Origin of the sequence: Nocardiopsis sp. NPDC007018 (genome assembly GCF_040635075.1) — a bacterium.
Classification (GTDB): domain Bacteria; phylum Actinomycetota; class Actinomycetes; order Streptosporangiales; family Streptosporangiaceae; genus Nocardiopsis.
The window spans coordinates 157417-171560 of the sequence record NZ_JBEYHA010000002.1 but is presented as its reverse complement, the minus strand read 5'-3'; the positions used below and the strand labels follow the sequence as shown (position 1 = coordinate 171560).

Genomic DNA, 14144 nt, shown 5'->3' with positions numbered 1-14144 from the left:
GTCCCCGGTGACCGGTCCGGCCCGCGTGGGCCGGACCGGTTCCGCGCGGGCGGGGCTCAGCGGGTCCTCGGGGCGGCCACGGGCCGCCAGGGCACCGGGCTGGACAGGATCATCGTGCTGGAGGGGCGCCCGTGCACGGCGAGCTGGTCGATGACCTCCTCGAAGTGCTCCATGGAGCGCACCGCGATGAGCAGTACGCAGCAGGCGTCCCCGGTCACCCGGTGCACCTGGAGGATCTCCGGCAGCTCCAACGAGGACCGTTCCCGCAGCAGGCAGTGGGCGCCGAAGCACTCCATGCGCACCAGTGCGGTGACCGGGAGCCCCGCGGCGGCCGGGTCGACGTGGGCGTGGTAGCCGGTGATCACCCCCCGGTCGGTCAGCCGCCGCACCCGGTCCGCCACGGCGGGGGCGGAGAGGTTCACCCTCCGTGACAGCTCGTTGAACGACAGTCGCCCGTCCCTCTGAAGCTCGTCGAGGATGCGCTGGTCAACGCCGTCCAGAGGGGTTTCCAGTCGAGAGGTCATACTTTGCGCCCCCAAGGCCGATAGCGGTTTCCAGTTACAAATGCTAGGTCAGCGCCCGACTTGTGTCGTCGGTGTCCATTCCTTCTTCGGGTCAATTGTCCGATCATGTGAGCTCACGTACACGGGTGCGTGAGTCGACCGATGATCGCGCAGTACACGAGGGGTACACCCGATGCTCTCCACCACGTCCGCCCAGCAGTGTCCCTACGCCCCGGCCCAGGAGGTCGGCGCGGCGGAGGCCCGCGCCACCCGGGCGGAGAGCAACGGGGGCAAGCCCACCCTGAGCTTCGACCGCACCACCCCCTACGCCGACTACCTCGGCGTCGACACCCTGTTGAGCCTCCAGAACCCCCGCACCCAGGAGCCCGCCGAGTCGGCCTTCATCATCGGCACCCAGGTGATGGAACTGCTGTTCACCCTGATCCAGGAGCGCTGGGAGGCCGCCCGCGGGGCATTGGAGGTCGACGACGTGCCCGGCGCCGTCGCCTGGCTGCGCAGCGCCTGCAAGGCCCAGGACGTGCTGAACAGTTCGTGGGAGCTGTTCGGCGACATGACCCCCACCCAGTTCAACCGCTTCCGCGACTCCTTCGGCGAGGCCTCGGGTTTCCAGTCGTACGGCTACCGCAAGATGGAGTTCCTCCTCGGCCACAAGTCGGCGGCGATGATCCGCCCGCACAAGGCCATGAGCGGTGTCGTCGACGACCTCACCGCCCTCATCGAGCGCCCCAGCCTCTACGACGCCGCCCTGCGCCTGCTGCACCGCAGGGGCCTGCCCGTCCCGGACTCCAGCGCGGACCGCGACTGGACCCGGGACTACGAGCCCAGCGACGAGGTCGAGCGGGCCTGGACCGAGGTGTACGCCGACGACCGCCCCGGAAACGACCTGTACCTGCTCGCCGAGGCGCTGGTCGACGTCGCCGAACGGGTGACACGATGGCGTCAGCTCCACCTGGTCGCGGTCAAGCGCACGATGGGCGGCAAGCCGGGCAGCGGTGGGTCCAACGGGCTCAACTGGCTGGCCCGCAACGCCGAGAAGGACGTCTTCCCGGAACTGTGGTCCCTGCGCAGCACCATCTAGGAACGCGCCCGCGCCCGTCACGCGGGTGACGGCGGCCCCACCCAGTTCACAGCACGGCTAGGAAGCAGGACCCGATGACGCCCACCACCCGTGAGGAGTGCGCCGCCCTGGACGCGGCCGACCCCCTCGCCCCCCTCCGTGAGGAGTTCGTCCTCCCCGAGGGGGTGATCTACCTGGACGGCAACTCGCTGGGCGCCCTGCCCCGATCCACCCCCGCCCGGGTCGCCGACATGATCGAGCGCGAGTGGGGCCAGAACCTCATCCGCAGCTGGAACGACGCCGGCTGGTGGGACAAGCCGCGCACACTGGGCGCCAAGGTCGCCCCGCTGGTGGGGGCCGACGCCGACGAGGTGGTCGTGGGTGACGGCGCCTCCGCCAACCTCTTCAAGACCCTGGTCACGGCGCTGCGGATGTCCGACCGCTCGGTGGTGCTGGGGGAGGCGGGCAACTTCCCGACCGACCTGTACGTCACCGAGGGCGCGGTCGGTCTTGCCGGTGCCGAGCAGCGCCGCGTGGACCCGGACGGCCCCGAGCTGGAACGGGCCCTGGCCCGGGGCGACGTGGCCGTGCTGCTGCTGAGCCACGTGGACTACCGCAGCGGCGTGCTACGCGACATGGCCGCGGTCACCCGCCTGGCACACGCGCACGGGGCCCTGGTGATCTGGGACCTGTGCCACAGTGTCGGCGCGGTGCCCATCGACCTGTCCGGCGCCGACGCCGACTTCGCGGTGGGGTGCACCTACAAGTACCTCAACGCCGGTCCCGGCGCCCCCGCGTTCCTGTACGCCGCGCGCCGCCACCACGCCGTCGCGGACCAGCCGCTCAGCGGGTGGCACGGGCACGCCCGCCCCTTCGACTTCGCTCCCGACTACGAACCCGCCTCGGGCGTCTCGCGCTTCCTCAGCGGTTCCCAGCCCCTGGTGGCGGACGCGGCCCTGGAGGCCGGTCTGGACGTGTGGGCCCGGGCCGACCTGGGGCTGGTGCGGGCCAAGAGCCTGGCCATGACCGACCTGTTCCTGGCCCGGGCGGCCTCGGTGGGCCTGTCCTCGATCACCCCGGCCGAGCACGACCGGCGGGGCAGCCAGGTCTCCCTGATCCAGCCGGAGGAGGGCGCCGGATACCCGATCGTGCAGGCGTTGATCGAGCGCGGCGTGATCGGTGACTTCCGCGCGCCCGACGTCATGCGCTTCGGCTTCACCCCGCTCTACCTGCGCTACGTGGACGTGTACGACGCCGCGACCGCGCTGGTGGAGGTCGTGGGTTCGGGTGAGTGGCGTGCCGAGCGGTTCAACCGGAGGTCACAGGTCACGTGACCCGAGGTGTACTCCCCGGTGGGGCAACCTACCGGGGAGTTCTTTGTGTCGTGTGGCCCCGGGGCGCCCTTCGCTGACCGGCGCCAGTACGGGGATGGCGCGTCCTTTGCCCCGATCCGGCCGCTCCGCCTGCTTCGCCGACCCGCGTCCCGGTGGTCCGTATTCGTGCGGCCCCGGGGCGTTTCGCGGCCCTTCGACCGGTTGCGGCCCGTCCCGCACCCGTGTGTTCCGGTCTATGACGAGGGCCACGCCCGGGCCCGCCCGCCGTCCTCGGATGGGCCCGGGAACCCCTGCCGCCAGGGCGATCTCGTGACCTGGGCCTTCTCACCGAGGGGCGTCATATCGTGTTCGGCGAAACACGCGGTGTCATTTTACCCGGAATCCTTCGGCAGTTTGCCAAACCCTGGGTTAGTGTCCTTCGTGACCGGTTCGTTATGGACCTTTAGCGATCCGGTGCCGAGCCCTTGACCGGCCAGCGAGCCGGAAGGGAAATCGAGACCTTTCATCTCTCTCGGGAGCGAGCAGCGCGAATCCACGCGCAGCTGTCCGGCGGAGCCGATCCGGCCCCCCGCTCCCACCCGCCACTCGCCGCCAGCGACGCGGGACGTGCCACGGCAAGACTCCAGTCCGGAACACGGACCCTTACCGATTCGTGTGCCCTGACGCGCCCTGGCCCGGTCTCCTCGGCTTCTGTCGTCAACCTGGCTATCACTTCATGAGCAACGACACTCCCATTCAGTACGGCGAAGTCACCGCGACCTATTTCTGGGACGACGGTTCCGGCATCAACGGTGACACCGGGATGCCCGCCGGAGGCGAGCCCATGCAGAAGGGGCTGTTCTCCAGCCCCAGCTGGCCGCTGGGCACCGAGGGATTCATCGTCCACGAGGGCGAAGAGTACGACTTCTTCATCGGCGACCGCGGTCCCGGTATCCCCTCTGAGAACTGCGACGTCCTCCTGGACATCGACGGCAAGACCTTCGCCGACATGATGGGCGAGAGCTTCGACGAGAACTCGCTCGTCGTCAGCGGTGGCAACGGCCACGCCGAGGTCGAGTACTTCATCACCAAGTGGGGCGACGGCAACGGGACCGAGGGGGCTCCCCACCCGTTCAACCAGTCCGGCAACAAGTGTGAGAACGCGGTCTCCGACATCCCCGCCAAGTACCTCCCCGAGGAGAAGGCGGAGAAGGAGGAGAAGAAGGAGAAGTCCGAGGACAAGAAGGAGAAGTCCGAGGACAAGGCCTCCGAGGAGACCGCCAAGGAAGAGGAGCAGGAGGACGGCGCCGCCGTCGCCGACCAGGACGACCAGGACCCGGGCGTGACCGCCGAGACCGCGGCCAACGACCTGTCCGGCTTCGGGCTGACGGGCGCGGAGGGCACCCCCTCCGCCGCCGGTCTGCTGACCCTGGCGATCATCCCGGCGATCCTCATCGCGCTGTTCTTCGCGTGGACCCGCCGTCCGGCCGGTGCCCACGCCGGCGCCGAGGACGAGGGCGGCAAGGGCCTGCTGGCCGAGAGCGACGGCCGTCACGGCATCGCCACGCTGCTGGACCGACTGCTCGGGCGCTAGCTCCGACGGTCCGCGACAACCCCCGGACCCACCCCGGTCATCCGTGACCACGGGAGTCCGACATGCCAGGTGTTCCTCCTGGCGGGGGGAAACAAGAGAGACTCCCGCAGGGCACGGGCCCTCGGGGAGTGGGTAGGCCAGGGGCCGCGATCGACGATCGCGGCCCCTGCGTCGTGTACGACCCAGGGAGGGAGGCCCTCGCGGGATGTGTTGAGGACGGCCCCCCACGCCCTCCTGGGCGTCGGGCGCACACGGAGTACTCCGCCGTCCGGTTCACCGGGTACGACGAGGCCTTCGGCGCCGAACCGACCCGCTCCGGTGGCGGGCGGGTCGGGTTGGGGGGCGGGCCTCCGGTCGCCGTTGACGCGGAGGACCCGCCCACCCCGTGGGCGCGACGGCGCGCGGGCCGCGCGCCCTCACCCGTGCTGTCTCCCGCGCGCGGGGTTCTCCCGGGCCCGTGGTACTCGCGGCGGCGCCGTTGCCGCCCGTGGGCTCGCGATCCTGCCGGGGTACGGCACGGTGGTCGGTGCGGAGCGGTGGTCCGACCCGGGGCGCGGGCCGGTCTCCGGGGCGCGGTCAGGTCGGCCGGAGAGCGCCGGTCGTTCGCCGGGCGCGGACCTGCCACCGCTCCCGACCCGGGGGCAGAATCGGGCGGAACCGACCTTCGATGCGCTTCATGTCTTGAATATGAGGCGAATCACCCCATATTGTCGATGCCTCCGGAGTGATGCTGGACGAACTGCTCAGTTGGAGCCCCATCGGCGCACATCATCCAACGTGCCCCCGACGTGGACGGTATGAGGTAAGACACATGGCCGTGCAGCTGGACGACACCGACCGTCGGATCATCGCGCTCCTTCGCGACGACGGCCGCATGTCGATCCGTGCCGTCGCCGAGAGCGCGCACATCTCCCGGGCCAACGCCTACTCCCGCCTCGAACGCCTGCGCGACGAGGGGGTGATCCGGGGCTTCACCGCCGTCATCGACCCCGAGAAGTACGGCACGGCCCTCTCCGCCTACGTCTCCGTGCGGATCGAGCAGCACTCGTGGGAGAGGTTCCGGGGCTACCTGCGCGACATCCCCGAGGTCGACCACGCCGCCCTGGTGTCCGGAGACGTCGACCTGCTGCTCCTCGTACGCGTCGCCGACGCCGCCGCGCTGCGCACCTTCGTCCTGGAACGGCTCCAGCGCCTGCCCGAGGTGAAGAGCACCCAGACCATGTTCATCCTGGACGAGCCGCACCTGCAGTAGCCGGGTGGGGTCCACATCACCCGCAGGTGGACCTTGGCGGCTCCGGCCCGCCGGACAGAATGGACCCATGCCCGAGTACCGCGTCGTCGACGCCTTCACCGACCGGCCCCTGGCCGGGAACCCCGCCGCCGTGCTCGTCCTGGACGACGCCTACCCCGACGCCTGGGCGCAGGGGATCGCAGCGGAGTTCAACCTCTCCGAGACCGCCTTCGCCCGCAGGATCGACGCACCCGACGCCGACTACGAACTGCGCTGGTTCACCCCGGTCACCGAGATCGACCTGTGCGGACACGCCACCCTCGCCACCGCGCACGCCCTCACCGAACTCGGCGTCCAGGGGCCGGTCCGCTTCAGTACCCGCAGCGGTATCCTCACCGTCCGGCAGCGGGACGGCAAGCTCTGGATGGACTTCCCCGCACGGCCCGCCACCGCCACCGAGGCGCCCGAAGGGCTGGCCGAGGCCATCGGCGCCGAGCCCCGCTGGGTGGGGATCGGCGGCAACAACGACCTCCTGGTGGAACTCGCCGACGCCGCCACCGTCCGCGAACTGGACCCCGACCCCACCGCGATCCGGGCCCTGCCCGTACGCATGGTCATCGTCACGGCTCCCGGCGACGGCGGGTACGACACGGTCTCCCGCTGCTTCGCCCCCACCATGGGCATCGCCGAGGACCCGGTCACCGGCGCCGCCCACACCATCGTCGCCCCCCACTGGGCCGAGCGGCTCGGCCGGACCGAGTTCCTGGCCCACCAGGCCTCCCGACGCGGCGGCGACCTGCGCCTGCGTCTGGACGGGGACCGAGTGCACATCGGCGGGGACGCCGTCACCGTCGCCACCGGCGACCTGAACCTGTAGGGAGACCCCATGGAGCAGTGGTCCACCAAGGAAGAGATCAACGCCGCCCGCGAGCGGCTCGAAGCGGGCCACCCCGGATGGCGGCGCCCGGCCGCCTACGGGGTGGGCCTGCACCGGGACGGCCGCACCGTGTTCGGGCTGACCAACGTCGGCACCAGCCCACTGCCCGCCATCGTCCTGGCCGTCGAGTGCGGACACACGTCCGGCACGGCGGTCCACGAGCTCACGGCCGAGCGCCTCGCCTCGGCCGTCCGCGCCCTGGCCCCGGCCGGAGCGTGCACGGAGCTGCGGCACCCCAACCTGGTCGAGTGGGAGCGACTGCTCACGGAGATCGGGGAGGGGGACGGACACCCCGTCGCCGTGTTCGTCGGGGACCTCGCGGACGAGCCGGTGGACCGGCACGACCGGGCGTTCCGGGAGGCTATCGCCTGATACACGCCTTCCGGGGGGAAGCCCGAGCCGGCGAATTCCCGGTTTTCCCCGTACGGTCGCGCCCGGTCCGGTAAGAATGGTTCCACGACACCCCCCACCCCCCTCCGTGGAGGTGTCGGGACCGCGGTCCGACCGGAGCACCCCTTGATTTCGGACGGACCGTGTCCTCCCCGACGGCCGGTGCCGGTCCCCCTCCTGAACCGGTCGTCGCCCTCTGGCGGTCGGGCCGAGCGCCCCGTACCCGGCCCGGCCCCAGAGGCCAGGGAGCACTCAGGGAAGCGTGAAGCCGGGGGCGTCCAGAACCCGGGGGAAGAGCGCCCCGATCTCCGCCAACCCCATCCCGCGGGTCCGGGTCTTGGCCGCCTGCGCGCGCTCCGTCGTGGGCAGGACACCGGTCATCAGCCACGGCAGCCACAACCGCCGCAGGAGCACTTCCCGTTCGGGCACGCCCTGCGGGCGCCGCACCACCGAGTCGTTCACGCGGACCGCGTGCTCGTTCCCCGGCGCCGCCCCGGGCCGGTCCGTCTCGACGGCCGCGTAGCGGAAGCCGTGCGCCAGCGCGCAGGGGGCGCACCCGGCCGGTCCCCGGCCCAGCGGACCCGCGCACCCCTCGCACACCAGCCGCTCCAGCGCGGCGTCGACCACCCGCCAGTCGTACCGCTGGGGTTCTTCCGCCACCAACCCGGCCACCTCGGGCCCGTCCGGCAGACCCTCGCGCAGGAGGAAGGCGCGCCACTCCTCCTCCAGGACCGCGTCGACCAGCCCGCGGCAGCGCGCGCAGTCCGGGGCGCCGCTGTACTCGGGCCCGGGACACTCCGTGCACGCCCTCAGGGGCTCACCCACTCCAGGCCGCGTCGGCCTCACCTCCGGGACCCATCCAAGCTCGCGGGCTCCGCGCTCTCCACTCGTTTTCCTGGAGCGGCAGCGCGCCGGGCCCCGGTCTTCCCGCGACCTTCGGGCAGCCATCGCAAACCCGGTCGCACACCATGGCGGCTGATCACCTACACCCTCACCGCCACAGCCGGAGCGCTCTCTCACCACCTGACCGTCATGCTCCTCTGAGCCCACACCCAACCGACACGCCAGCGGCCGCGCCGGAACGTCCGGCGCGGCCGCTGCTTGTGCGGGCCCATCCCTCGGTCAGTCTGTCGCGGTGTTCTCCCCCGGGAGCACCGATGGCCAGGGAAAGTCCTCGGGCAGGGCGTCCATGACGACTTCGCCACAGCGGCCGCCCCGCCACCGCCCCGCGCTGCGTATGGTGCCGACCTCGCGGAACCCTGCCTTGGTGTATGCGGTACGTCCAGCGGTGTTGGGCTCCAGGACCTTCAGCCAGACCATCTCCAGTCCGATGATGTGGAAGGCGTAGTCCAGGGTCAACCGAGTGGTTGTAGTACCGACACCCTCACCCCGGGCTTCTGGGGCGATGACGAGAACGAACTCCGCGGTTCGCACCTGGTGATCGATGAGCAGACTGGCCAGGCCGCACGGTGCCGGTTCCGCCCCGCGCGTGTTGTAGACGGTGAACCGCGCCTGGTCGGGTGCTCCCCGCAACTGATGTTCCAGCCCCTCGGCCCTCGACTCGACGCTCTCAGGGATCTGGCGTCCGTAGCCGAGAACCGCGCCAGGATCGCTCTCCCACCGCCAGTACTCACGTACCAGGTCGGCGCGCAGCGCACCTAGGGCGATACCGTCCGCCTCCGCCCACAGGATCGGTGCCGTGCTCTCACTCATGTGTTTCCTCGAAGGGTGTGTAATCGGTGATGTCTGCTTGCTCGGCGACCGGTCGGCCGTCCACTTCGATCCAGGCGTGCAACCGGACGGGGTCCGTGGCCACTCCGTGCCGGAAGTCGGAGCGGTAGCCCGCCCAGCGCAGGGCCGTGTAGCTCGCTGCGGCCTCTTCCCAACATGCCACGCGCACCGGTAGGAGACGGCCCACGCGCCGAACCGCTTGCACGGCCCGCACCGCGACGACATGGTCGTTCGTGCCTTCACCGTGCCTGCGAACCAGAGCGCTGACTCGTACGAAGGCGTGCTTGGATCGTCCCGATTTGGTGACGATCACGAGTAGCAGCGCGACTGTGGCCAGGGCACTCCACCGAAGAGGAGCGCGAGGAAGGACCGGGAGCGCTGCCGGGCTGTCCCGAGTCCCCCAGCTGGGTGAGGAAGGCACACCCTGTGTGACCCCCTCCCACGCTCGCCGATCCTCTCCGGGAAGAAGTACCCCCGCGTGGATCAAGGCCACGAGGATGTCTCTCGCTACCGGTCTGTTGACGAATCGGTCGGTAGCACCCACCGTGCCCAGCAGGCCTGCGACCGTATGGGCTGCTTGCTCGGAGAGAGTGAGTACCTTCCCGCTGTTCAGGTCGAGGACTACGCAGGTCGAAGGGAAACAGACCTGTCGCAAGTGGGGTGCTGGAAGGACCACAGGAGGGAGTGTCACGCGGGTTCCTCCGCCTCCATTCCCGGTTGGAGTGGCCGGAGCCATTGAGGAGGGCTGTACGCCGTGACGGTTCGCGACCACACCTCGGCCGCGATCACCGGCTCCAGCGCGCCCCACGCGTACTCCTTCCCCGACTCTGCCGCGCGCAGTTCTGCGCGGACGGCCTGCGGGTCGATCAGCCCGTGCCCCGCCAGCCACCCGTCGAGGAGAGCGCTGACCTCATGCAGACGTATTCGTAACCCCAGGTGATGGTCCGCGTCCGTGCCGCCCTTGGTGCGGCGCTCCAGAACAGTGTGGGGTAGGACATCGGTCATGGTTCGAGTCAGCTGAGGTTTGTAGCTCCAGGGGGAACCCCGGTCCCTGAGGCGAAAGGCCAGCCCTGCCTCCACCACTGCACGGTCGAGAAACGGCGCCTCCAAACGGACCCCGAAACGCGATGCGAACTGCACGTCCGCGTAGGCGGTACGTCCGATCTCTCGTATGGCGACCATCTCCGCGTCCCTGCCGACATAGCGCAGTGCTCTCGGGCCTGGGCGAGGTGAGGCCAGACCCAGGGCCTTGGGTGTGAGCCAATGCGGCGGCGTGTCAACACGGACCCTCAGGACACGGGACAGCAGCCGGGCCGGACTGGTTCGGTCGAGCTTCGCCCACCCGTGTACGTCACGCAGAGCTCGAAGCGGATGACCGTGCAGGGCGAGCCGTATCGCCAGATCCGGTGACTGCATCAGGAGGGCGTCGCCACCGTCACCGGTCATGTGGACGGTGCTCCCTGCCGCGGATATCCGTTCGTAGGCGAATCTGTGCCGGGCAGCGGTGATCGTGGTCGGTGCCGGTTCGTCGGTGGGAGGAACACACCCCAAGCTGCTGTAGGGGAGCTCTTGTTCGGACAGGGGAAGGAGCATGTGGTTCACTCCTTCCCGCCCTTTCGCCGCTGCCCGCGCATAGTCCAGGTCACCGCCGCGGTTCCTGGACTCGGGATGGACCGTGCACGCAGTGAGGATCTGGAAGGCCTCTCTTTGCCGTGCCGCGAGGAGGCAGAGCGTGGTCGAGTCGAGACCACCACTCAGATCACAGGAAACGTGGTGCTCCCGCCCGAGCCGTAGCGCGACGGCTGTGTCAAGAGCCTGCCTGAACTGGCGGGATGCCTCCATGCGAGGCATACCCGCTGGTGGTGACCACCATCGGCGTACCCTCGGAGGCCTGTCCCCGGTTACCTCAAGGCAGTGGCCTGGTGGCACGGTACATACTCGTTGGAAGCCGCTGTCATGCACCGCTGGAGACTCCGGCGGGTTCGCGAGCAGACGAGAGACCCAGGTGAGGTTCGGGCCGAGTCCGGTGAGACCGGACAACGCCCGACTGGAGGAAGCCCACACCAGTGCGCCGTCCACCTCGGTGTAGTAGATCGGAAGCGCGTGGGCGGGGTCGGTGAAGACGGAGATTCCTCGCGTGTTGCCAACCACGACCGTGTAGGTGCCGGGCCACGGAGGAGGATCGGACTCTCCCCTCACAGACAGCCAGGTTTCCAGGCTCTCGGAATCCGTCCCGTGAGTTCCGAAGACAGCAACCCACTCTGGACCGGCCACCGCTGTGGCGACCGCTCTCCCGGAACACGTCCCCGCAGTCCACAGTTCGACCTTGGCGAGTACCAGGGACCACGTGGTCTCCAGAGGACGCGGGGCCGGGGCCCCGGTGGTCGCGACCGATCCGCCGAACCACTCCATACATCTCCATCGCGCTGTTCGGGACGGTGCACGACCACCGAGCCCGGAGGGGTTACTGGTACTTGTAGCGTTTGTCCTCGGTGCCGCTCCTGCTGCTGGTTCCCTCGGTCAGCTCAACGGCGTTACCGACCTCGCTGATGACGGGATCAGGGGACTCAGCCTGTGGGGTTTCTGCGTCCTGCTTCTCGTTCGGCACGGGTGTGCGCTCCCTTCTTCGGAATCACCAGTCTTTCCACGCCAGAGGGACATCGCTACCGTGTCAAGGACACCTCACAGGACGTCCTGGTGCGATAGAAACGTCCCCATGTCCCCCAACGAACGCCTACGCGCCCAACTGGAACGCTCCGACCACACGGCGGCCTCCCTCGCGGAGAAGGTGGGAGCGGACCCGAAGACTGTGGCTCGCTGGATCAGTACAGGCCGTGTCCCTCACCGTCGCAACGCCTACGCCGTAGCGCAGATACTCGGGGCTGATGTTCATGACCTGTGGCCGTCCCTGAGGGACGGAGCCGAGAGCGCAGAGGGGGCCGCGACAGAATTGGAAGCGGTCTATCGGAAGCGCTCTGACCTGTCGATCGATGTGTGGCGGTCCATGTTCGTGTCTGCCGAGGAATCGATCGACATCCTCGTCTACGCCGCTCTGTTCCTGCACGAACAGATCTCCGACTGGCACCAATTGCTGAAGGACAGAGCAGGTCATGGCGTGCGTGTTCGTGTGCTCATCGCTGATCCGTACTGTGACGCGGTCCGCGTGCGAGGGGAAGAGGAGTGTTTCGGTCACGGAATCGAATCGCGCTGTCTCCTGGCCGCGATGCACTACCGGCCGCTGCTCGGCGTCGCTGGGATTGATGTGGGGCTGCACGCCACGACTCTGTACAACTCGGTATACCGGGCAGACGGCCACATGTTCGTCAACTCGCATCTGTATGGGGTCAACGCCTACGGGAACCCCCTGCTCCGTCTGCGCCGAAAGGGTTCCGATGGGCTGTTTGACGCTTACGCTGCGAGCATGGACGCCGTATGGCGGACGGCGCGGCCCCTGAAGGAGTGACTGGGAGATGGCTCGAACCGAGTACTACGACGATCCGGGCGCCCCTGAGCCGAACCGTCTCGTGGTGGCGGCCAGCGCGGCGGTGATCGGCGACGACGGCCGCATCCTGCTCCAGAGGCGGGTGGACAATGGGCTGTGGGCGATGCCGGGCGGGACGATGGAGATGACGGAGAGCCTGCCCGAGGCCGCTGTACGGGAGACCCTGGAGGAGACCGGCTACGAAGTGAGGGTCACCGGTCTGGTAGGAACCTACACCGATGCCCGGCACGTCATCGCCTACAGCGACGGCGAGGTACGCCGCCAGTTCAACGTGTGTTTCCGGGCCCGCGTGGTCGGCGGGGAGCAGCGGGTCAGCGGCGAGTCCCACGAGGTGGGCTGGTTTCTGCCGGAGGAGGTCGCGGGGCTGCACATGCACCACACGCAGCGTTTGCGTGTGGAACACGCGCTCGGGTCGGACGCACCCCACCCCGGTTGAGTCGTTCCTACGTCGCGTGGGCCCGTGGTCCCCAGTCAGGGTGTCGAGATCAGGGCGCAGATGTGGTCGGCGGCGTTGCGGGCTCCGTCGACACCGGCCAGCCGCTGCCGGAGCTCCTCGGCTCGGACGCGCAGGTGGGGATCGCGGAGCAGGGACTCCAGGGCTCGGCGGAGCCGTTCCCCCTCGGTCTGGCGGGGGGTGAGTCCCACGGCGTTGCCGAAGCGGACGCATTCGGCGACGTTCCAGCGCTGCTCCAGCTGGAGCCCGATACCGAGGAACGGTTTCCCCGAGGCGACGGCGGTCTGCACGGTGCCCTCGCCCCCGTGGATGACCGAGGCGTCCACGAGGTCGCCGAGCCGGTGGGCGGGCAGCAGGTCGAACACGTGCACGTGTGTTCCGAGCCGCTCCCGGTCACCGGGCCCGAGGTAGCGGGCGACCGGGGCGATCACCGTGACGGGAAGTCGGGACAGCTCGCGCAGGACCCTCAGGACGATGTCGCGGTTCCCGGAACTGCCCATCGCGAAGTAGACGACCGGGCGGTCGGCCCCGCGCGCGGTCCGCACCAGGTGCTCCACCTCCGGCGGTACCTCCAGGGGCGGTTTCGCGTACACCGGACCCACCCAGCGGTAGTGGGGCGGGAGCCGGTAGGGGCGCAGGTAACCGGAGATCGAGGCGACCAGGTTGAGGTCACCGTCCAGGGCCTCCACGGTTCGGCGGGGGAGCCGCACCCCGTACTCGCGGGCGACCCTGGAGAAGCCGCCGGGCTTGAGGGTGGTGTATCGGGCTGCCTCGCGCAGGAGTCGTGCCGCGCCGGTGTTGACCGCCCGGGACAGGCGGCGGTTCTCCTGGAGGAGTGGCAGGGAGTCGGCCTGGCGCAGGTGCGGCCACGAGTAGGCGAAGGGTTTGACGTAGACCAGCGGGACCCCGCTGACGCGTGCGGAGATCATCTGGCTCAGCGTGGTGCCGATGACCGTGGCCGAGGGCCGCACCAGCGTGTTCAGGGCCAGCTCGCTCCGGACCCGGGCCCGAACCCTCTCCGTGGTGAAGGGGTGGCTCGCGCCACGGCCCTGGTCGAAGCGGATCAGCTGGTCGGCCTGTTCGTCGGTGAGCTCCGGGGAGAGCGGGTGGTACTCGAAGCCCGCGTCCTGGATCAGTCCCGCGTACCGCTCGGAGTACCCGGCGAACACGCACTCGTGCCGGTCTCGGAGTTGCCGTGCGACCTCGATCGCCCTCGTCGTCTCGGCGAGGTTGAAGGTTTCCGGTGCGAACAGGACCGTGTTCATGGTGCGGACTCCTCGGGAGAGGGGACTCCCCGAAACCTAGCCGTCGGGGAGGTGACGGGCAAAGGCCCTCCTGGGGAGGTGTCGTGCGTGTGCTGGAGGTCCGACGGCGTCCTGCCGCACCCGCCGGGCGAGACGAAGCCGGGCGG

Annotated in this window: 15 protein-coding genes; 8 read left to right on the top strand and 7 right to left on the bottom strand. The window is 69.6% G+C overall.

Annotated elements, in window-relative coordinates; all coding sequences use genetic code 11:
• Window positions 1–56: 56 nt before the first annotated feature.
• Window positions 57–524: an Lrp/AsnC family transcriptional regulator gene (locus ABZ635_RS01815; protein WP_357757304.1), complete on the bottom strand. Its 468-nt coding sequence runs from the start codon at window positions 522–524 to the stop codon at window positions 57–59.
• A 172-nt stretch (window positions 525–696) separates the two neighbouring features.
• Here ABZ635_RS01815 and ABZ635_RS01810 point away from each other — a divergent pair, with 172 nt between their 5' ends.
• From ABZ635_RS01810 to ABZ635_RS01785, 6 genes are all read left to right on the top strand, one after another.
• Window positions 697–1602 (top strand): tryptophan 2,3-dioxygenase family protein, encoded by a 906-nt coding sequence (locus tag ABZ635_RS01810; RefSeq protein WP_357757301.1) that lies wholly within the window; start codon window positions 697–699, stop codon window positions 1600–1602.
• Between the two features lie 74 nt (window positions 1603–1676).
• Complete coding sequence (gene kynU, locus ABZ635_RS01805) at window positions 1677–2915, top strand: kynureninase (protein WP_357757298.1); 1239 nt, start codon at window positions 1677–1679, stop codon at window positions 2913–2915.
• Between the two features lie 715 nt (window positions 2916–3630).
• A complete protein-coding gene (locus ABZ635_RS01800; RefSeq protein WP_357757296.1) occupies window positions 3631–4488 on the top strand; it encodes a hypothetical protein in 858 nt (285 codons plus the stop codon).
• 811 nt (window positions 4489–5299) lie between these two features.
• Window positions 5300–5740: an Lrp/AsnC family transcriptional regulator gene (locus ABZ635_RS01795; protein WP_017546220.1), complete on the top strand. Its 441-nt coding sequence runs from the start codon at window positions 5300–5302 to the stop codon at window positions 5738–5740.
• Window positions 5741–5807: 67 nt separating this feature from the next.
• Entirely contained in the window at window positions 5808–6596 is a 789-nt protein-coding gene (locus ABZ635_RS01790; RefSeq protein ID WP_357757292.1) for a PhzF family phenazine biosynthesis protein, read from the top strand.
• A gap of 9 nt (window positions 6597–6605) precedes the next feature.
• A complete protein-coding gene (locus ABZ635_RS01785) occupies window positions 6606–7028 on the top strand; it encodes a hypothetical protein (protein ID WP_357757289.1) in 423 nt (140 codons plus the stop codon).
• A 270-nt stretch (window positions 7029–7298) separates the two neighbouring features.
• On the opposite strand, the gene ABZ635_RS01780 is transcribed toward ABZ635_RS01785, so the two are convergent.
• The 5 genes from ABZ635_RS01780 to ABZ635_RS01760 all read right to left on the bottom strand — a co-directional run bounded on the left by ABZ635_RS01780 (window position 7299) and on the right by ABZ635_RS01760 (window position 11385).
• On the bottom strand, window positions 7299–7871 hold the full coding sequence (locus ABZ635_RS01780; RefSeq protein WP_357757287.1) for a hypothetical protein: 573 nt from the start codon (window positions 7869–7871) through the stop codon (window positions 7299–7301).
• Between the two features lie 297 nt (window positions 7872–8168).
• Window positions 8169–8759, bottom strand: a complete 591-nt coding sequence (locus ABZ635_RS01775) for a GNAT family protein (protein WP_357757284.1) — start codon at window positions 8757–8759, stop codon at window positions 8169–8171.
• Window positions 8752–9513 (bottom strand): lasso peptide biosynthesis B2 protein, encoded by a 762-nt coding sequence (locus ABZ635_RS01770; RefSeq protein ID WP_357757281.1) that lies wholly within the window; start codon window positions 9511–9513, stop codon window positions 8752–8754. The genes ABZ635_RS01775 and ABZ635_RS01770 overlap by 8 nt, the downstream gene beginning before the upstream one ends.
• Window positions 9465–11189, bottom strand: a complete 1725-nt coding sequence (locus ABZ635_RS01765) for an albusnodin/ikarugamycin family macrolactam cyclase (protein ID WP_357757278.1) — start codon at window positions 11187–11189, stop codon at window positions 9465–9467. The genes ABZ635_RS01770 and ABZ635_RS01765 overlap by 49 nt, the downstream gene beginning before the upstream one ends.
• Before the next feature lie 52 nt (window positions 11190–11241).
• Window positions 11242–11385: a hypothetical protein gene (locus ABZ635_RS01760; RefSeq protein ID WP_357757275.1), complete on the bottom strand. Its 144-nt coding sequence runs from the start codon at window positions 11383–11385 to the stop codon at window positions 11242–11244.
• A gap of 108 nt (window positions 11386–11493) precedes the next feature.
• Between ABZ635_RS01760 and ABZ635_RS01755 the strand changes: the two genes are divergently transcribed.
• Window positions 11494–12240: an XRE family transcriptional regulator gene (locus ABZ635_RS01755; protein ID WP_357757272.1), complete on the top strand. Its 747-nt coding sequence runs from the start codon at window positions 11494–11496 to the stop codon at window positions 12238–12240.
• A gap of 7 nt (window positions 12241–12247) precedes the next feature.
• Window positions 12248–12715 (top strand): NUDIX domain-containing protein, encoded by a 468-nt coding sequence (locus ABZ635_RS01750; RefSeq protein WP_357757269.1) that lies wholly within the window; start codon window positions 12248–12250, stop codon window positions 12713–12715.
• A gap of 35 nt (window positions 12716–12750) precedes the next feature.
• Here the strand turns inward: ABZ635_RS01750 and ABZ635_RS01745 are convergent, their stop codons facing one another.
• Entirely contained in the window at window positions 12751–13998 is a 1248-nt protein-coding gene (locus ABZ635_RS01745; RefSeq protein WP_357757267.1) for a nucleotide disphospho-sugar-binding domain-containing protein, read from the bottom strand.
• Window positions 13999–14144: the final 146 nt, after the last annotated feature.